This window comes from Marinobacter halotolerans, from assembly GCF_008795985.1.
GTDB lineage: Bacteria > Pseudomonadota > Gammaproteobacteria > Pseudomonadales > Oleiphilaceae > Marinobacter > Marinobacter halotolerans.
Window position 1 is genome coordinate 300,469 of the sequence record NZ_VMHP01000001.1, and the last position, 17,057, is coordinate 317,525.

Annotated in this window: 19 protein-coding genes; 9 read left to right on the top strand and 10 right to left on the bottom strand. The window is 59.4% G+C overall.

The window, feature by feature from the left end; genetic code table 11:
* The 4 genes from FPL19_RS01310 (at position 1) to FPL19_RS01325 (ending at position 2,677) form a co-directional block, all read left to right on the top strand.
* Positions 1 to 525, top strand: a complete 525-nt coding sequence (locus FPL19_RS01310; protein ID WP_150909856.1) for an LPS-assembly lipoprotein LptE — start codon at positions 1 to 3, stop codon at positions 523 to 525.
* Positions 522 to 1,556, top strand: a complete 1,035-nt coding sequence (gene holA / locus FPL19_RS01315; RefSeq protein ID WP_150909858.1) for a DNA polymerase III subunit delta — start codon at positions 522 to 524, stop codon at positions 1,554 to 1,556. The genes FPL19_RS01310 and holA overlap by 4 nt, the downstream gene beginning before the upstream one ends.
* A 59-nt stretch (positions 1,557 to 1,615) precedes the next feature.
* Entirely contained in the window at positions 1,616 to 1,879 is a 264-nt protein-coding gene (locus tag FPL19_RS01320) for a hypothetical protein (RefSeq protein ID WP_150909860.1), read from the top strand.
* Positions 1,880 to 2,038: 159 nt separating this feature from the next.
* Positions 2,039 to 2,677, top strand: coding sequence for an endonuclease (locus tag FPL19_RS01325; protein ID WP_150909862.1), 639 nt, complete (start codon positions 2,039 to 2,041; stop codon positions 2,675 to 2,677).
* Positions 2,678 to 2,753: 76 nt separating this feature from the next.
* On the opposite strand, the gene FPL19_RS01330 is transcribed toward FPL19_RS01325, so the two are convergent.
* From FPL19_RS01330 to bioB, 9 genes are all read right to left on the bottom strand, one after another.
* Complete coding sequence (locus tag FPL19_RS01330) at positions 2,754 to 4,544, bottom strand: acyl-CoA dehydrogenase C-terminal domain-containing protein (protein ID WP_150909864.1); 1,791 nt, start codon at positions 4,542 to 4,544, stop codon at positions 2,754 to 2,756.
* A gap of 166 nt (positions 4,545 to 4,710) precedes the next feature.
* On the bottom strand, positions 4,711 to 6,513 hold the full coding sequence (locus FPL19_RS01335) for an acyl-CoA dehydrogenase C-terminal domain-containing protein (protein WP_150909866.1): 1,803 nt from the start codon (positions 6,511 to 6,513) through the stop codon (positions 4,711 to 4,713).
* Between the two features lie 253 nt (positions 6,514 to 6,766).
* Positions 6,767 to 7,393, bottom strand: a complete 627-nt coding sequence (locus FPL19_RS01340; protein WP_225314249.1) for a putative metalloprotease CJM1_0395 family protein — start codon at positions 7,391 to 7,393, stop codon at positions 6,767 to 6,769.
* A 75-nt stretch (positions 7,394 to 7,468) separates the two neighbouring features.
* Positions 7,469 to 7,717 carry a flagellar biosynthesis protein FlgE gene (locus FPL19_RS01345; RefSeq protein ID WP_150909867.1) on the bottom strand — a complete coding sequence of 83 codons (249 nt, stop codon included), beginning with the start codon at positions 7,715 to 7,717 and terminating at the stop codon, positions 7,469 to 7,471.
* A gap of 50 nt (positions 7,718 to 7,767) precedes the next feature.
* Positions 7,768 to 8,460, bottom strand: a complete 693-nt coding sequence (gene bioD, locus FPL19_RS01350) for a dethiobiotin synthase (RefSeq protein WP_150909869.1) — start codon at positions 8,458 to 8,460, stop codon at positions 7,768 to 7,770.
* Between the two features lie 18 nt (positions 8,461 to 8,478).
* Complete coding sequence (bioC, locus tag FPL19_RS01355; RefSeq protein WP_225314250.1) at positions 8,479 to 9,300, bottom strand: malonyl-ACP O-methyltransferase BioC; 822 nt, start codon at positions 9,298 to 9,300, stop codon at positions 8,479 to 8,481.
* On the bottom strand, positions 9,297 to 10,073 hold the full coding sequence (locus FPL19_RS01360; RefSeq protein WP_150909871.1) for an alpha/beta fold hydrolase: 777 nt from the start codon (positions 10,071 to 10,073) through the stop codon (positions 9,297 to 9,299). The genes bioC and FPL19_RS01360 overlap by 4 nt, the downstream gene beginning before the upstream one ends.
* Positions 10,070 to 11,248, bottom strand: a complete 1,179-nt coding sequence (bioF, locus tag FPL19_RS01365; protein WP_150909873.1) for an 8-amino-7-oxononanoate synthase — start codon at positions 11,246 to 11,248, stop codon at positions 10,070 to 10,072. The genes FPL19_RS01360 and bioF overlap by 4 nt, the downstream gene beginning before the upstream one ends.
* A 25-nt stretch (positions 11,249 to 11,273) precedes the next feature.
* Entirely contained in the window at positions 11,274 to 12,344 is a 1,071-nt protein-coding gene (gene bioB, locus FPL19_RS01370) for a biotin synthase BioB (protein ID WP_150909875.1), read from the bottom strand.
* 146 nt (positions 12,345 to 12,490) lie between these two features.
* Between bioB and FPL19_RS01375 the strand changes: the two genes are divergently transcribed.
* A complete protein-coding gene (locus FPL19_RS01375) occupies positions 12,491 to 13,150 on the top strand; it encodes a ComF family protein (protein WP_225314251.1) in 660 nt (219 codons plus the stop codon).
* Between the two features lie 7 nt (positions 13,151 to 13,157).
* Here the strand turns inward: FPL19_RS01375 and FPL19_RS01380 are convergent, their stop codons facing one another.
* The gene (locus FPL19_RS01380) at positions 13,158 to 14,270 is read right to left on the bottom strand and encodes an NAD(P)/FAD-dependent oxidoreductase (RefSeq protein WP_150909879.1); all 1,113 of its coding nucleotides are present in this window, start codon (positions 14,268 to 14,270) and stop codon (positions 13,158 to 13,160) included.
* A 156-nt stretch (positions 14,271 to 14,426) separates the two neighbouring features.
* Between FPL19_RS01380 and FPL19_RS01385 the strand changes: the two genes are divergently transcribed.
* The 4 genes from FPL19_RS01385 to cmoA are packed head-to-tail and all read left to right on the top strand — an operon-like array spanning position 14,427 to position 17,037.
* Complete coding sequence (locus FPL19_RS01385; protein ID WP_150909881.1) at positions 14,427 to 14,849, top strand: hypothetical protein; 423 nt, start codon at positions 14,427 to 14,429, stop codon at positions 14,847 to 14,849.
* 7 nt (positions 14,850 to 14,856) lie between these two features.
* Positions 14,857 to 15,858, top strand: a complete 1,002-nt coding sequence (locus FPL19_RS01390) for a serine/threonine protein kinase (RefSeq protein ID WP_150909884.1) — start codon at positions 14,857 to 14,859, stop codon at positions 15,856 to 15,858.
* Between the two features lie 40 nt (positions 15,859 to 15,898).
* The gene (locus tag FPL19_RS01395) at positions 15,899 to 16,288 is read left to right on the top strand and encodes a kinase (RefSeq protein ID WP_150909886.1); all 390 of its coding nucleotides are present in this window, start codon (positions 15,899 to 15,901) and stop codon (positions 16,286 to 16,288) included.
* Positions 16,288 to 17,037, top strand: a complete 750-nt coding sequence (gene cmoA / locus FPL19_RS01400) for a carboxy-S-adenosyl-L-methionine synthase CmoA (RefSeq protein WP_150909888.1) — start codon at positions 16,288 to 16,290, stop codon at positions 17,035 to 17,037. Before FPL19_RS01395 ends, cmoA begins: the two co-directional genes overlap by 1 nt.
* Positions 17,038 to 17,057: the final 20 nt, after the last annotated feature.

Here is a 17,057-nt window from a genome sequence, read left to right on the forward strand (position 1 = left end):
ATGAAGCGGGCGGCGATTCCACTCTGCCTGATCCTCAGCCTGACCCTTGTCGGATGCGGGTTCCAGCTGCGGGGCAGCTACGGCGTGCCGGAAACCGTTCAGCCGCTGTCGCTGGAGTGTAATCCGCCGGTGCCGGACCATGTCTGCCGCTCTGTCCGCGACCAGCTTGAAATGGCACAAGTCAGCCTCTCCAGCGCCGGAAACGCCGTGGCCGTTCTGCAACTGAGTGATTTTCGACAGGACAGACGGGCCACTGCCGTCACCGCCAGGGCCGGTGCCGCCGAATACACTCTGCAGCAAACCATTGAGATGGAGTTAATATCGGCGCAAGAGGCCCCGCTCCTTGCCTCCCAGACCATTACCAGCGCCGAAACCTACCGCTATGACGAGACCAACGTGCTGGCCAAACAGCAGGAGGAAGATGCCATCCAGACTGAACTTTCCCAGCAGCTGGCCCAGCAGATATTGTTTCGCCTGTCGGCACTGGGCCAGACCCCTGTAGATGGGTCAGAGGCGGCGAAGTGAAAATACAGCCGGGACAGCTTGAGCAGCAACTGGAAAAGGGTCTGTCGCCCATCTATCTGGTTTCTGGCGATGAAGCCCTGCTGGTTCAGGAATCCTGCGATCGTATTCGTAAAGCAGCCCGCAATGCGGGCTACCAGGATCGACTGACTTTCCACGCTGACGCCCAGTTTGACTGGAACCGGGTAGGCGAAGAATTCAGCGCACTATCCCTGTTCGCGGAAAAGCGGCGAATAGAGATCCACCTGCCCAACGGCAAGTTGGGCGACGGTCGCGCGGTGATCGAGCATTTTCTGCAGGACCCACCTGAAGACATCATTCTGATCCTCATCAGTGCTCGCCTCGACGCCGCGGAAACCAAGCGCAAGTGGTACAAGGCGCTTCAGCAGACAGGCATTCATCTACCGCTGTGGCCTATAGATGCCGACAAGTTTCCCGGCTGGCTGCAACAGCGGGCCCGGCAACAGGGGCTGAACCTTACCCGGGGCGCGCTGGATCTGCTGGCCGAGCGCCTGGAGGGCAACCTGCTGGCCGCCAGCCAGGAGCTGGACCGTCTGGCCCTCTTTGCGGCAGACCGCACCATTGACGAGGCCACCATTGAGCAGGCGGTTCAGGACAGCTCCCGGTTCAACGGCTTTGAGCTGATCAGCGAAACCCTGGCCGGCCGTGCCAGCCATGCCCGCAAGATTGCCGGAGCCCTTCAGCAGGAAGGCGAAAACCCCCTCGGGTTTCTAACCGTGCTCAACCGCGATCTGAACCTGGCCATGGAAATGCGAATTGCCAATGCGCGGCAGCCAAACGGTGGTGACTCAGGATTTCTGAAGAAACGCGGCATCTTCCAGCCCCAGCGGGCCCGCGCCATTGAGCAGGCTGCCAGACGCCTCACGCGCCTCCAATTCAGCGCGGCATTCGAGCTTTGCAGTGCCGCTGACCGGGCTGCAAAAGGCTTCGACTCTCTCCCACCCTGGCATCACATCCAGGATCTGATCACTTTATTGGCCCAGCCAACGAGCGCACCCACCCGCAGACCTTGAAACCAGCCTCCACTCACCCCATTTAGGTAAGTGACGACAGGTAAACAGGAGGTTTCAATATGAGTTTTCGTGACGAACTGAAAAATCTTTCGGAAAAAGTCAAAACCTATCGCGACGAAGCCCGGGTGCAGCTGCACCTTGCCAGCCAAGAAGCCAAAGACGAATGGGAAGATCTGGAAAAAGACTGGGAAAAATTTCGCGGTCGTCTGGACGAATTCAGAGAGGACGCTGAAGAATCTTCCAAAACTGCCCGGGAGGCAACCCAGCAGCTGGGTGAGGATTTGAAAACCGCTTACAAGAATTTGCGGAATCGCCTCAAATAGAGCGTGAAACCGTTAACATTTTGCTACAAACGTCCTACAAGACGGTGCGGAATGTGTAGGGTGTTGTGTCATAATTCTCATCAACGGTGAAGAAAAGCGTCAACTTCCTGACCGATACCGGCAGGAGTCGGCGCTTGGAACACTAAGAGGTATGACACAATGAGAGCACTTCTTTACTTTTTCATAGCACTCCCGATCGTTGCCCTTCCCACACTGGTTACGGGCCAAAACACGCGATTCAGCGACCCGGAAACCGTGATCAAGGATCAGTTCTGGGGAAACCTTTACGCGGACGGCGGCACTTCCTTTTTCTGCGCAGAACCATTCAGTAACAAGGGGTTTCTGCTCACCAACGGTTACGTCTATCCACTTGCCCAGGTTCGCAGTGCGCTGGCTTGCGGCACCAGCTCCCAGTGCAAGGACAATGATCGCTACCGCCAGATTGCATCCGATCTTCACAACATTGTGCCGGTTAACAGCCGCATCGAGATGTCCCGCCGCAATGCCCAGTACGAGAATCTTTCGGTAACGGGGGTTGAGCCGGACGAATGCGGCATACGCCAGAGCGCCCAATTCTTCGAGCCTCCGGCGACCGTGAAGGGCGACATCGCCAGAACCGTCGCCTATATGGTCAGCACTTACGACCTGCCCTGGGCCGGTGCCCACCGTGTCTTCCTGGGCTGGAACGAAAGCGATCCACCCGATGACCGGGAACTGACCCGGCACCAGATGGTGGCGGAAATCCAGGGCAACAAGAACCCGTTCGTACTTGATCCCTCTCTGGTTGAACGGCTCTGACAACAATGCAAAGTCCTGGAACATAAAAAAAGGCAGGCCAATCGGCCTGCCTTTTTTCATTACCGTCTCTGATCAATCAGAACTCTTCAGCCGTCAATGCCATCATGGAATCACTGCCACTGCGGATTCCTTCGGCCAGGGCGACGGTTTTCGGCAACATGCGGTCAAAGTAGAAGCGCGCTGTTTTTACTTTGCCTGTATAAAAGCCAGAGTTATCGCCTTCTGTTTTTGCCGCAGCCGCTTTGACGATTTTCGCCCACATGTAGCCAACCGCTGTCAGGCCGAACAGGTCCAGATAATCAACCGATGCCGCACCGATGCTATCCGGATTCTCAGCTGCCTGGTTGATCACGTGCTCGGTGACGTCCGACAGGCGCTCGAGTGCTGCTGCCAGGGGCTCAAGGTAAGGACGAAGTGCCGGGTCGACGCTGTTCTCTTCAATAAACGCGGCCATGTCCTCAGCAAACAGTTCGTAGAGCTTGCCCTGGCTGCCCACAACTTTCCGGCCCATCAGGTCCAGTGCCTGAATGCCATTGGTGCCCTCGTAGATCTGGGTGATACGGCAGTCCCGCACCAGCTGCTCTTGACCCCACTCGCGGATGAAACCGTGTCCGCCAAATACCTGCTGGCCGATGATGCATGTATCCAGGCCCCGGTCCGTCAGGAAAGCCTTGGCCACAGGCGTCAGCAGCGCAACCATACCTTCTGCATGCTTGCGACGCTCATCGTCATCGGAGTACTTGGAGATATCCAGCCACTGGGCGACGTAAGTAGAAAAAGCGCGGCCGCCTTCAACATAGCCTTTCATGGTAAGCAGCATCCGACGGACATCCGGGTGCACCAGGATCGGGTCCGCGGCCTTGTCAGGCTGCTGGGCACCGGTCGGGGCGCGGCTCTGGGTACGCTCCATGGCGTACTCGCGGGCGCTTTGCAGTGACGCTTCCGCCGCACCCATACCCTGGATACCTACCCCAAGACGCTCATAGTTCATCATGGTAAACATGGCGGCCAGGCCTTTGTTCTCTTCGCCCACAAGCCAGCCTTTGGCGCCGTCATAGTTCATCACACAGGTGGCAGACCCCTTGATGCCCATCTTCTTCTCGATGGATCCACAGCTGAACTGGTTACGCTCGCCCAGGGAACCGTCATCGTTCACCAGGAACTTGGGCACCAGGAACATGGAAATACCCTTGGGCCCCTTGGGCGCATCCGGCAGCTTCGCCAGCACAAGATGGACGATGTTCTCGGCCATATCGTGCTCGCCCCAGGTGATAAAAATCTTGGTGCCGGTCACGTTGAAAGAGCCGTCATCGTTTGGCACGGCCTTCGTGCGAATGATACCCAGATCCGTACCCGCATGGGGCTCGGTCAGGTCCATGGCACCGGACCAGACACCGGAATACATGTTTGGCAGATACTTTTCTTTCAGTTCCTGGTTGCCATGGGCGTCCAGCGCCAGGCAGGCGCCGGCGGTCAGCATGGGTGCCAGGCCGAAAGCCATGTTCGCGGCCTGCATCATTTCTTCGAACTGGGCAACCAGGGTCTTGGGCATTCCCATGCCGCCGAACTCCGGATTGCCGCCAAGGCCATTCCAGCCGCCTTCAACGATGGTCTGGTAGGCTTCGCGGAAACCCTCGGGGGTGCTCACTTCGCCGTCATTCCATTTGCAACCCTGCTCATCGCCTTCGCGGTTCAGGGGAGCCAGAACGCCACTGGTAATTTTGCCGGCTTCCTCGAGAATGGCGTCGGCCGTCTCCGGGTCAACGTTTTCAGCCACTTTCGGCAGTGACGCCCAAAGCGCGGGTGCATCAAACACTTCATTCAGAACAAAGCGCATATCACGCAGGGGTGCCTGGTAATCAGCCATCTCATGTCTCCAAAATCAATCTGCAATTCAAGCGGGCGAAGCCGCCTATTCTAACCCAATAAGCTGCGGGACTCATGCCCCGGTTTTCTTCAGCAAACCGGGCTACCTGTCATAAAAAAGCCCGCCTCCGGGGAGAGCGGGCTCGGAACGTCAGCAGAAACCCGCCTTAAAAGGCGAAGGCTTCTTCCGGCATGTCCATCAGGCTGTCAGCGCCAGCCAGCATAGTTTCCGCGTGGGTGCGGGACCGTGGCAGCATACGCTTGAAGTAGAAACGTGCTGACTGGATCTTGGCGTTGTAGAACATCTCTTCGGTGGTGCCCTCAACCATACGATCCAGCGCAACCTTGGCCATCCGCGCCCAGAGATAGGCGAATACGGCGTAACCGGAGTACATCAGGTAATCGACGGACGCCGCACCCACTTCCTCGCGGTTCTTCATGGCACTCATGCCAACCTTGGTGGTGAGCTCGCCCCATTCCTTGTTGATCGCAGCCAGCGGCTCAATAAATTCCTTGAGCTGTTCGTTGTCAGCGTTTTCCTTGCAGAACAGGTGCACCTGCTTGGTGAAGCCCTTCAGAGATTCGCCCTGGGTCATCAGGACCTTGCGGCCCAGCAGGTCGAGCGCCTGAATACCGGTGGTGCCTTCGTAGATCATGCCGATGCGGGCATCACGCACGTTCTGCTCCATGCCCCACTCGGCAATAAAGCCGTGACCGCCGAATACCTGCATGCCCAGGTTGGCTGCCTCGTAACCGATCTCGGTCAGGAAGGCCTTGGCAATGGGCGTCAGGAAGCCGAGAGCTTCATCCGCAGCCTTGCGATCTTCCTCGGTCTTGCCGCTGTGAACCAGATCGGCCTGCTGTGCGGTCAGGTAAATCAATGCGCGGGCGCCTTCAGCAACCACTTTCTGGGTCAGCAGCATACGGCGAACGTCAGGGTGTACGATGATCGGGTCAGCCGGGCCGTCCGGATTCTTTGCACCGCTCAGCGAGCGCATGGCCAGACGATCCTTGGCGTAGGCGAGGGATCCCTGGAAGCCCAGTTCAGCCGCACCCAGACCCTGGATGGCGGTACCGATACGCGCTGTGTTCATAAAGGTGAACATGCAGTTCAGGCCCTTGTTCTCCGGACCAATCAGCCAGCCCTTGGCGCCGTCAAAGTTCATCACGCAGGTGGCGTTGCCGTGGATGCCCATCTTGTGCTCAAGGGAGCCGCAGGATACCGCGTTGGCCTCGCCGGCAGAACCATCCTCGTTCGGCAGGCGCTTGGGCACGATGAACAGGGAAATGCCCTTGGTGCCTTCTGGCGCGCCCGGTAGGCGGGCCAGAACCACGTGAACGATGTTCTCCGCCATGTCATGCTCACCGGCAGAGATGAAGATCTTGGTACCGGTAATGCTGTAGGTGCCATCCGCATTGGGCTCTGCCTTGGTGCGCAGGGTGCCCAGGTCAGAACCGCAATGTGGCTCTGTCAGACACATGGTGCCCGTCCACTCACCGCTGATCAGCTTGGTCAGGTAGGTCTGCTTGTGCTCTTCGGTACCGTGAGTCTCGATGGTGTTGGTGCAGCCGTGGCTCAGGCCGGGATACATACCAAAGGACCAGTTACAGGTTCCCACCATTTCGCTCATAACCAGGCCCAGCGAATGGGGCAGGCCCTGGCCGCCGTAATTGGGATCAGCGGTCATGGAAGGCCAGCCGCCCTCAACATACTGCTGATAGGCTTCCTTGAAGCCGGTCGGGGTCTTCACGCCGCCATCTTCAGTCAGGGTGCAGCCCTCACGGTCGCCCACCTGGTTCAGTGGTGCCAGGACCTGCTCACAAAACTTGGCTCCCTCCGCAATAATAGCGTCTACCATATCCGGAGTAGCGTCCTCGCCACCGCTCAGATTGGCGTAATGCTGCTCGCTGTCGAGCAACTCAGACATAACAAACTTGATATCGCGCAGGGGCGCTTTGTAATCAGGCATTGGGCTTCACCTCAATTGTTCATTCACTGCCACGATGTAATCGGGACGTTTTGCCTCGGGGTTTGAATCAGCCGTTCAGGAAGCGCCGGAACCGCTAATTAAACACTTGTTTGAAACATACGTTTAGAGGCACAGAATTGTCAATAGAAAGCGTTCAAATTTGTGTATGGTTTTGTGCACTAATTTTACGTTTGTACGCGACAGGGACTACATTCCACTCGGCACAAAAACCTTCAGCAAGGGGACTTGAAGCTCAGGCGGTCGCCTGAATCGGGGAGGAAGGAAGCTGGGCGTCCCCTGCTTCGACCAGGCCGGATATCGACTGGTAGGTGGCGGAAGCATTCTGGTTAATTCGAAGGCCGCTGTCGGCTTCATCTCCAGAGTCACCCGAACCGCCGCTGGTGCTACTCTGGCCACTTTCGCTGCCCTCCTCTGCAGATTCTGTAGCAAGCTCCGCTCGGGCCTGCAGCATCAGCTGCATCGCCTGAGCAGCGACGGCCTGATCCTGGGCAGAGGGCTCTGCCGGTGCCAGCGCGGCGGCCCGTACAGTCTGCATTTTTGCGATGGTTGCCTGGGGATTGCCTTCAACCGGCGCGGTATCAATAGACACCTCACCGCCAACGGCATACTGGGCTCCATCCGGCCCACGCTGGTAAGTATAGGAAACAGCACCGGCATACTGCCCGCCCACGGCCTGATGGGCCGATTCGTGGGCGCGAACTTCCCGATCCCGGGATTTCAGTTGGGAAAGCAGCTTTAACTGGGAAGGATCCAGGCCCTGAGCGCCCGTATTGCTTGCTGGCGCGCTCCCAGCTTGCTCACGACTTTCCGACGCTGCCTTGCCCCCCGATCGCTCAGGCGACGGAGACGCGGGCATCATGGAAGGAAGTGAGCCGGAGATATTCATGGAAAAGGTCGAAACCGAAGTGCGAAATGGAGAAATCTGACCTCAGGATCAGGCGGTAATGTCCAGCAGCGTTCCAAGGGTTTCATCCGCTGTTTTAACGACCTGGGCCGACGCTTCGACACTGCGCTCGTATAATTTGAGATCCATAATGGGTTCCAGCAGACCACCACCAGCGCCTTCGGCACTGCCCTGGGGCCCGTCAACACCACCACGGGCAATCTTGCGGGCGGACGTTTCCATCCCCTGAAGACCTTCCTGCACTCCCTGGAGACCAATTCCGAGCGTGTTACTGATCATAACGACTCATTCCAAGACTGAGGTTGAATACAAGTAAGCCACAAAGCTGGTCAATTTTCAAACAGAACCTCTATCGACAGTTCGTTTGCCAGTTTGGCCGGGTCGGCCTCGGCCTGATAAGGAAGCACGCCGAGACAGGGCGTCCCGAGATGGTTCTGGAGGTAGGCGAGTGTTGCCTGCTCGCACTCCATCGCCCCGGGCTCAGGTCGATTGGCCACCCAGCCGGCGACTGACAGACCGTCCCGACGGATCGCCTCGGCTGTCAGCAAGGCATGATTTATACAGCCAAGCCTTAACGGCACCACAAGTATGACCGGCATCCCCAGTTCAACCGGCATGGCCGAGTAGGTTTCACGATCATTCAGCGGCACTCGCCAGCCACCGGCGCCTTCTACCAGCAACAGATCTGCCGGGCGCATCTGCAATCCCCGGCAGAACCCAACCAGCCTTTGGGCGGATATCTGACGGCCGGCCTGGGCAGCCGCTACATGGGGCGCAATGGCCGGCTCCAGGGCCAAAGGATTCACCTGCTCGTAAGACAGCGGCTCCGTCATTGCCTTCATCAGTGCCAGGGCATCTTCATTCCGCAGGCCCTCCGGCGTGTTCTCGCAGCCCGAGGCTACGGGTTTCATGGCCAGAGTTCTCAGGCCTCTGGCCGCCGCGGCCTCCAGAATGGCGGCAGATACCAGTGTCTTGCCCACACCGGTGTCCGTGCCGGTGACAAAAAAGCTTTTCTTTGCCATTTCAGAACCTTTGATTCATCAATCGGGAAGGCGGCAGGTCAGCCAGGCTGCCTCGTAGGTTGCGGTTACCTGCCCGTCGCTGGAAACCGGGTAGTGTCGGCACATGGCCCTCAACCTTCCGGGGGCTGTTGCACTTGCGCGTCGGGAGGCGCCTTTGAAGCCGGCGCCTATGGCCTTGAGCTCGGACAACAGCGCCATGGGGGATGGATAGCCCAGCTTTACCGTTTCCCTGGACAGGGTCGCTTCCGGCAAAGTCGCTGCCGCCCAGCTGCGATAATCCTGCGCGGAATCGAAACGGTTGACGTGCTGGTGCTGCGGGTCCGCCTGCCGCCAGGCTTCTTTCAGTTCAGACAATGTGCCATCAAGCAGCGTGGAGATCATCAGACGCCCGCCCGGCCGCAGCACCCGCCGGCACTCTGACAATACCTGGCCCGGATTCTGCGCCCACTGGATCATCAGGTTGCTGAATACTAAATCCACGCTGTTATCGGCCAATGGCAGTGCCTCAGCGTCCGCGGCGAGCCAGGCCAGGCTGGAAGGACTCGCCGAACGGGCAAACTGCAGCATGCCGGGGGCCAGATCGATACCCAGCGTCAGTCCCGCGTCAGCGCGACTCGCCAGCTCACCGGTAAACCAGCCGGTACCGCAACCCAGATCCAGAGCCACGGCCGAACAGCCGCCATTGCCGGCTATCGGGCCAACCTGATCCAGCATCACCTGCCCCATATAGCGCTGGAGCCGGGCAGCAGGATTATAAGTTGCGGATGCAGCGCCGAAATCCCGGGCGATGGCAGATTTGCCCGGCGCGACCATGGATTCGAAATCAGCGGCGTCTGTCATAGGTTCTCCGCCATCGGAGTTTTCTCAAAGGCATTATCGTCCACGGCAAAAGCACCAAGCATCCGGCCACACTGCGCAGCCTGGGCGCCCGTGGGCCAATGGGACATGCCGGGTATAATCTTCACCGTCGCGCGTTCCGGCAATGCCAGATCCTCTGACCAGGGACGAACCAGGGCATCCGACTCCGCCAGAAGATGCAGAGTGGGCTGATCAAGATTGCGCCACAGGGTTCGCTGATCTTCCCTGGCCAACCAGTCCAGACTTTGCGCAAGATGTTCGCTGTTCGCCACGGGACCCTCGGCCAGCCACCGGCCAAGCTCTCTTCGGGCCGCTGCTGAGTGTTCTCTGGCGACGCCGTGAACCAGCAGCTGCTGGAAACGGCGCCAGGTTCGATTGGGGTCAGCCGCCATGCCTCCCCTGAACGCTTCAAAGGTTTCCGGAGCCATACCCCTCGGCCAGTGATCACCTGCCACAAAGCGTGGAAAGCCCGCCAGGGTCACCACTTTCTGCACCGGTGTTCCGGGAATGTCCGCTGCGGCCATCGCCACCTGAGCCCCCTGGGACCAGCCCAGCCAAACCCTCGGTTCCGGATATTGACGAACCAGCCTTTGCGCAGCCTCTGCAACCGTGCGACTGGATACGAGCAGATCATCGTCAAGGGAAACAAACTGCACCGTTCCCGGCCACTGCCCCACAATCGGGCCAAGCATGGCGGCGTCGACCCCCCAGCCGCCAATCACCAGTAGCGCCTGTGTTTCCGGCCGGAGTGTCATACCACCTGCTCTTCCCGGGCATTGAGTATGTGACGGCAATCAGACAGTCCATCCAGCAGCTGCTGCAGGTCATCCATGGCGTGGGCGGCGCTAAGGGTCACCCGCAGGCGGGCTTCCCCTTCCGGCACGGTGGGCGGGCGAATCGCGGTCACCAGCAAGCCACGCTCCTCCAGCGCCCGGCTTAGCGCCAATGCCATCCAGTTATCCCCCACCATGATGGGCTGGATAGGCGTCCGTGACGGCATCAGCTCATATCCCATCTCAGTGGCCCCCTGGCGGAACGCACTGATCAGCTTCACCAGGTGCTCGCGACGGTGCTGTTCATGCTCGACAAGGTCCAGACTTGCGCAGGTGGCCGAGGCAATGGCCGGCGGCATGGCCGTGGTGTAGATGTAGGTACGGGCTTTCTGCACCAGGTAATCCATCAGCAGCTCAGGCCCTGCCACAAAGGCGCCACTGGTTCCTATGCCCTTGCCCAGGGTGCCAATCAGCACCGGCACATCCTCTTCTGACAAACCGAGCTCTGCGACACTCCCCCGCCCCTGAGGGCCCAGCACACCGATTCCGTGAGCATCGTCCACCACCAAAAGTGCCTCATGGCGCCGGCAAAGCCGGGCGAGCTCGGCCAGTGGTGCGATATCGCCGTCCATGCTGAAAACGCCGTCCGTCACCACCAGCTTGTGGCCGTCGGTACTTTTCAGCATGGCTTCAAGGGCCTCTGTATCGCCATGGGGATAACGGCGCACCCGGGCGCGACTCAGGATACAGCCATCGATGATGGAGGCATGATTGAGGCGGTCGGAAAAAATGGTATCGCCCCGACCGGCCAGCGCGGCGATAACGCCCATATTCGCCATATAACCGGTGGAGAAAAACAGCGCGGAGCTTCGACCAGTAAAGCTGGCCAGGCGTTGTTCTAGCTGGTGATGGGCATCATGATGGCCGCAGATCAGGTGGGAAGCCGCGCCACCCAGCCCGTTAGCCTGCATGGCGCCAGCCGCTACCCGGGAAAGCTCGGGGTGGCTGGCCATGCCCAGATAGTCATTGCTGCAGAAAGACAAGAGCGGTCGACCGTCAGACACCAACAGTGGCTGCTGAGGGCCACTGACCTGACGGCGCACCCGGTAAAGACCGGATTGCCTGCGCTGTTCCAGCTCGGCGGCGAAATCGCGCATGGTGGCTCTCCCGGGCGATTAAGCCCTATGCGGACTCGCGGGTTGCGTCGTAGAACAGGTGGCGGTTCTGCTCGTACTCAACCGCTTCAACAATGGCCTCTTCTTCCACTTCCTCTGGATGGGCCTGCTCACGCTGCTCGGGGCGGATACCCAGGCGCCGGAACAGCTCCATATCGGCGTCGGCCTGCGGATTGGCGGTGGTCAGCAGTTTCTCGCCGTAGAAAATCGAGTTGGCGCCAGCAAGGAAGCACAAGGACTGCATCTGTTCGTTCATTTCCTCACGCCCGGCGGACAGACGAACGTGTGAGGCCGGCATCATGATACGGGCCACGGCAATGGTGCGAATAAATTCGAACGGATCCAGGTCTTCTACGTCTTCCATGGGCGTACCCGGCACCTTGACCAGCATATTGACCGGAACGCTTTCCGGCTGTTGCGGCAGGTTGGCCAGCTGCACCAGCAGCCCGACGCGGTCATCCGGATCCTCACCCATACCCACGATACCGCCGCAGCAAACTTTCATGCCGGCTTTGCGCACGTTGGCCAGGGTATCGAGCCTGTCCTGATAGGTGCGGGTGGTGATGATGTGGCTATAGTATTTCTCGGAGGTGTCCAGATTGTGGTTGTAGTAGTCCAGACCGGCTCCGGCCAGCTCATCCGCCTGCTCGGGCTTGAGCATTCCCAGCGTCATGCAGGTCTCGAGACCCAGGGATTTCACCTGCCGCACCATATCAACCACATAACCCATGTCTTTCTTTGACGGGCTGCGCCAGGCCGCGCCCATGCAGAACCGGGACGCACCCTTGGCCTTGGCCGCTTTGGCCTCTGCCACCACGCTCTCAATCTCGAGCAGCTTTTCCTTCTCAAGCCCGGTGTTGTAATGACCGCTCTGGGGGCAGTACTTGCAGTCTTCCGGGCAGGCGCCGGTCTTGATGGACAGCAGGGTACTGACCTGCACTTCATTGGGGTCGAAGTTTTCCCGGTGGACGGTCTGGGCCCGGAACATCAGGTCATTGAACGGCAGCTCAAACAGCGCTCGGGCTTCCTGCATGGTCCAGTCGTGACGGGCTTGGCTGATAGATTGGGTGGCGGCCATGATACGATCCTGTTTATTTTTCCGGGCTTTTCAGACTCATTCTGAATAGCGCTGAACAGCTATGGATAGCGAGTGAACAAATGATAAAGGGACTGGAGGCGCTGTCAACCTTGTTAGCACTAAAGGTTAACAGCAGCGGAAGTTGTGTGGCCTGCCTTGAACCGGCGGCAAGCTTTGGACTTTGCACCCCCTGCCGGGAAGAGCTGCCCAGGAATCGCTGGTACTGTCGCCATTGCGCCCTCCCGCTGGCCTTTCCCGGTCAAGACATGGCCTGCGGGGAATGTCTGAAAAGCCCGCCGCCGTTCATCCGGGTAATTGCGCCACTGCACTACCGGTTTCCGGTGGACCGGATGATCCGGCGTTACAAGGATTCTGGCCAGCGTGCCTTCGCCAAACCGCTGCTCCATGAGCTGGCACATCATCTTACGGAAACGCTCGATCGCCATCCGGACTGGCGCCCCGACCTTCTGGTTCCGGCACCGATGCACCCGACCAGAAGGCGGAGCCGGGGCTTCAACCAGGCGTCGGATATTGCCGAGCATCTGGGCCGGAAACTGGCTCTGCCATGGTCATCAAACCTGGCCGCCCGCCAACGCAGCGCCAGATCCCAGCGCGGGCTTGACCGCAACGCCCGGATTACCAACCTGACAGGCATTTTCCGCATAGTAGATCAACCGCCGGCCCGGGTGGCGATTATCGATGATGTGGTGACCACCGGTGCGACCGCTCGCCTGCTCGCCCAGGCTCTGAAAAACGCGGGCGCCCGGGAGGTTCAGGTCTGGGCGCTGGCCCGCACGCCCGGGTAATCGACGATCACTCCCTGAGCAGGCCCGCGACCCGGTTGGCAATCGCAAGAGAGGCGGTAAGCCCCGGCGACTCGATACCGAACAGATGAACTACGCCCGGCAGCCCATGGGATTCCGGCCCATCTATCCGGAAATCCGCAAACGACTCATTGGGCCCATGCAGCTTGGGGCGAATTCCCGCATAGGCGGGCTGTAGCCTGGCCGGATCCAGGGCCGGCCACCACCGGCTGATGCTGCCGGTAAATGCCTGGGCCCGCGCCGGGTCAACCCGGTAGTCCGGCGTATCGACCCACTCCACGTCCGGACCAAATCGAGCTTGACCTGCCAAATCCAGGGTGAGATGAATACCCAATCCGCCGGGCTCGGGAACCGGATACACCAGAGAGTCGAACGGATGCTTTCCGCCGTAGCTGAAATACACGCCACGGGCATAGCGCTGACGAGGAATCTGCTGTTCCGGCATACCCTTCCAACAACTGGCAAGAGGGACCGCACCAAGGCCTGCCGAATTAACCACCTGCTCCGTCTTGAGCCAGCATGGGGACTCCCCGGCGACTTCCAAACGATAACCGTCGGTCTCGGTCACGATACCTACTACCGGTGCCCGACAGATCAATTGCCCACCAGCATCCTCCAGCTCACCCAGCAGCGCGAGCATAAGTGCGTGGCTGTCGATAATCCCGGTTTCCGGGGAATGGAGTGCGGCACCCGCGACAACGCCGGGCAGTTTCCGCGCCACGGCCTTTTTGTCGACCAGCTCCAGCTCCACCCCGTTTTTCTGTGCCTGTTCCCGGATCCTGACTAACTGGCCGGCCTCGGCCTCACCGGCCACAACCCATTTGCCACATTTCCGCACCGGCAGACGTCGGGTATGGCAGTAGTCGTAGAGTGCCTGGCGGCCCTCCACACAGAGCAACGCCTTAAGGGAATGCTCCGGGTAGTAAAGCCCGCCATGGACGACTTCGCTGTTGCGGGACGATATTCCCTCGCCAAATCTGTCACCGGCCTCCAGTACCAGTACCTCCTGGCCCTGCTGTGCCAGTTTCCGCGCAATCGCAAGACCGACAACGCCAGCGCCGACCACGACCGTTTGAGCCTGATAGATTTCTGGATCCGCCATATCCACGCTCGACTACTCGTTTTCAATAAGAGTCTCGAGTATGGCAAAACCCCGGGCGGCCTCAAACTCTGCTGGCAAAAACCCGCGACCGCATTACGGAAAAAGTCCTAAAACGGTATACTTCTCCATCAGGAACGTGCTGGGAGCCGTGAATCAATGTCTGACAGGAAGCAGTTCATTATCGTTATGCTGGTCGCCGCCCTATTTGTGAGCTGGCTGGGCTGGCGCGGCTTTGAAGTCATCAGCCTCAATTACGCCCTCGCAGAGGACGAGACGGTTGCCAACTACCCCTACCAGCACCGGGTTGTACGAGTGGAGGGCAATACCGCCATTATGACGTCTTTGCGCTCCTTCGAAACGCCGACTCGGGAAGCCCTGAACGCCATCTTCCCGAGTATGGGCAACCTTGCGGATACCAGCCGGGAATGGCAGCGGGCGGAGCGCGAACTGGCCCAGGTGCAGGCCCGGGCCGGCGACATCATCCTTGAGCAAGCGGGTATCGATCGCATTCGCTGGGAACTGGACGAAAACTGGTACCATCTCAGCGAAATGAAGACCCGGCAAAGCGCGAGGCGCTAATCCCTTTATGACCGAAACCAGCAGCCACCCCTACGACGCCCTCACTCCGGACACCATTCTGGATGCCATGGAGGACGCGGGGTTTGTGGTGAACGGGCGTCTGTTTGCCCTGAACAGCTATGAAAACCGCGTTTATCAGATCGGCCTTGACGACAAATCACCGGTTATTGCCAAGTTCTACCGCCCCGGCCGCTGGAGCGAAGCCCAGATCCGTGAAGAACATGACTTCACGCGCCAGCTAGTGGAAGCCGACATTCCGGTCGTTGCGCCCATGGAGCTGCCCGGCGGTGACTCTCTTGGCCGTGGTGGAGAGTTCCTGTTTGCGGTGTTTCCCCAGCGCGGCGGTCAGGCGCCGGACACCAGCGTGACCGACACTCTCTACCGCCTGGGTCAATGGCTTGGGCAGCTTCACAATCAGGGCGACACCAAGGCTTTCCAGGAACGACCCACCCTTGACCTGATCGGCGGTATAACCGCCAATACCGATTTTCTGATTCGGGAAAACTGGGTGCCTGCCGACCTGCGCCCTGCCTGGGATTCGCTGATTCCCGACCTGATCGAATACTGTCAGCGCCGGATGGAAGATGCAGGCGAAACCCATAATCTGCGAATCCACGGCGACTGCCACGCCGGCAATATTCTCTGCCGCGAAGATCAGATGCTGTTTGTAGACCTGGATGACTGCCGGACCGGGCCTGCCATTCAGGATCTCTGGCTGCTGCTGAACGGGGATGAGGTGGAGCGGGGACAGCAATTCGGTGAGCTGATGGAAGGCTACGAGATGTTTCGCGACTTCAATCGCCGGGAAAGGCACCTGATCGAACCACTGCGCTGTTACCGCCAGATTTCCCATTGCACCTGGCTGGCAAAACGTTGGGACGACCCGGCTTTCCCACGGTTCTTCCCCTGGTTTGCCAAGCCGAGGTTCTGGTCTGACCAGATTCTGTCCCTGAGGGAACAGCTGTCTGCCCTTCAGAGCCCGTCGATCAGTATTCCGGGCCAGTTCTAAACACCCGATATCCAGACAACCCTGACTTCCGGAGAGATTTGTGAGCCAGAAAGACGCCCGATATACAGCCCGCAGCCTGATCGTAACGGCCATTGTCACCGTTCTGGTCACCATTGGCACCCTGGAATTCAGCGGCCGGATTGATCACTCGGACAATAAGGACCATGTTCCCATCGGCGAGTTCGAGGCAATACACCTCAAGCCCGGCGAACCTTTCCGGATGTCACCCAAATCCTCGGAACTGCATGCGGTCTGTGAACAGGGGTTCCTGGCCATTGCCGCCGATGTAGATCCGTCCTTCCGCGGCATTCTGGTCGACTACAAGAACCGTGGCGTGCGCTGCAGCCGCGGCCCCGCTCCGGCGCACGACCGCCCGGTCCACGACAGCCCGACAAATGGTTCGGCGGGTCAGGAAGAGGACCAGGGCTGATGTCCCGCAAGCCACAGAAACCGGTGCAGACCCGGGACAGACTGTTTGCCACCGAACAGGAAGCCGGCGAATTCCGCTTCGACGCCGCAGTCGCCCGGGTGTTTCCGGATATGATTCGACGCTCGGTGCCGGGCTACACCACCATCATCCCGATGATCGAAGTCATTACCGATCAGTACGCCCAGGCTGGCAGCCACTGCTATGATCTGGGCTGCTCTCTGGGCGCATCGACCCTGGCCATGCGACACGGCATAGGCGACCGCGACTGCCTGCTGACCGGTGTGGACAACTCACCGGACATGATTGAGCGGGCAGAGCACTTCATCGCCCTGGACGACCATCCGCTGCCGGTCTCCCTGCGCTGCGAGGATATTCTGGACACCCAACTGCAACAGGCGTCGGTGACCACCCTCAATTTCACCCTGCAGTTCGTGGCGCCAGAGCATCGCAACGCGCTGTTGACCCGAATCGGCGATGCCACACTGCACGGTGGTGCTCTGATTCTTTCGGAAAAAATCCGTTTCGAATCCGCCGCCGAGCAGGATATCCAGACCAGACTGCACCACGAGTTCAAGCGGGCCAACGGCTATTCCGACCTGGAAATCAGTCAGAAGCGCTCCGCCCTTGAACGGGTGCTGCTGCCGGAAACCATCGCGGCACATCAGCAGCGCCTGCAGGACTCCGGATTTTCCCGTGTGATGGTGTGGTATCAGTGCTTTAACTTTGTTTCCATACTGGCCGTCAAATAGCCCCCGAAGGAACTCGACCC

What these genes read in the sequence shown, in the direction of transcription:
- FPL19_RS01310 (WP_150909856.1), top strand. Translation starts at nt 1, where the DNA reads ATGAAGCGGGCGGCGATTCCACTCTGCCTGATCCTCAGCCTGACCCTT.
- FPL19_RS01360 (WP_150909871.1), bottom strand. Translation starts at nt 10,073, where the DNA reads ATGACACTCCGGCCGGAAACACAGGCGCTACTGGTGATTGGCGGCTGG.
- FPL19_RS01320 (WP_150909860.1), top strand. Translation starts at nt 1,616, where the DNA reads ATGAGTTTTCGTGACGAACTGAAAAATCTTTCGGAAAAAGTCAAAACC.
- bioD (WP_150909869.1), bottom strand. Translation starts at nt 8,460, where the DNA reads ATGGCAAAGAAAAGCTTTTTTGTCACCGGCACGGACACCGGTGTGGGC.
- cmoA (WP_150909888.1), top strand. Translation starts at nt 16,288, where the DNA reads ATGTCCCGCAAGCCACAGAAACCGGTGCAGACCCGGGACAGACTGTTT.
- FPL19_RS01390 (WP_150909884.1), top strand. Translation starts at nt 14,857, where the DNA reads ATGACCGAAACCAGCAGCCACCCCTACGACGCCCTCACTCCGGACACC.
- bioC (WP_225314250.1), bottom strand. Translation starts at nt 9,300, where the DNA reads ATGACAGACGCCGCTGATTTCGAATCCATGGTCGCGCCGGGCAAATCT.
- FPL19_RS01335 (WP_150909866.1), bottom strand. Translation starts at nt 6,513, where the DNA reads ATGCCTGATTACAAAGCGCCCCTGCGCGATATCAAGTTTGTTATGTCT.
- bioF (WP_150909873.1), bottom strand. Translation starts at nt 11,248, where the DNA reads ATGCGCGATTTCGCCGCCGAGCTGGAACAGCGCAGGCAATCCGGTCTT.
- FPL19_RS01330 (WP_150909864.1), bottom strand. Translation starts at nt 4,544, where the DNA reads ATGGCTGATTACCAGGCACCCCTGCGTGATATGCGCTTTGTTCTGAAT.
- FPL19_RS01345 (WP_150909867.1), bottom strand. Translation starts at nt 7,717, where the DNA reads ATGATCAGTAACACGCTCGGAATTGGTCTCCAGGGAGTGCAGGAAGGT.
- FPL19_RS01385 (WP_150909881.1), top strand. Translation starts at nt 14,427, where the DNA reads ATGTCTGACAGGAAGCAGTTCATTATCGTTATGCTGGTCGCCGCCCTA.
- FPL19_RS01340 (WP_225314249.1), bottom strand. Translation starts at nt 7,393, where the DNA reads ATGATGCCCGCGTCTCCGTCGCCTGAGCGATCGGGGGGCAAGGCAGCG.
- bioB (WP_150909875.1), bottom strand. Translation starts at nt 12,344, where the DNA reads ATGGCCGCCACCCAATCTATCAGCCAAGCCCGTCACGACTGGACCATG.
- FPL19_RS01380 (WP_150909879.1), bottom strand. Translation starts at nt 14,270, where the DNA reads ATGGCGGATCCAGAAATCTATCAGGCTCAAACGGTCGTGGTCGGCGCT.
- FPL19_RS01325 (WP_150909862.1), top strand. Translation starts at nt 2,039, where the DNA reads ATGAGAGCACTTCTTTACTTTTTCATAGCACTCCCGATCGTTGCCCTT.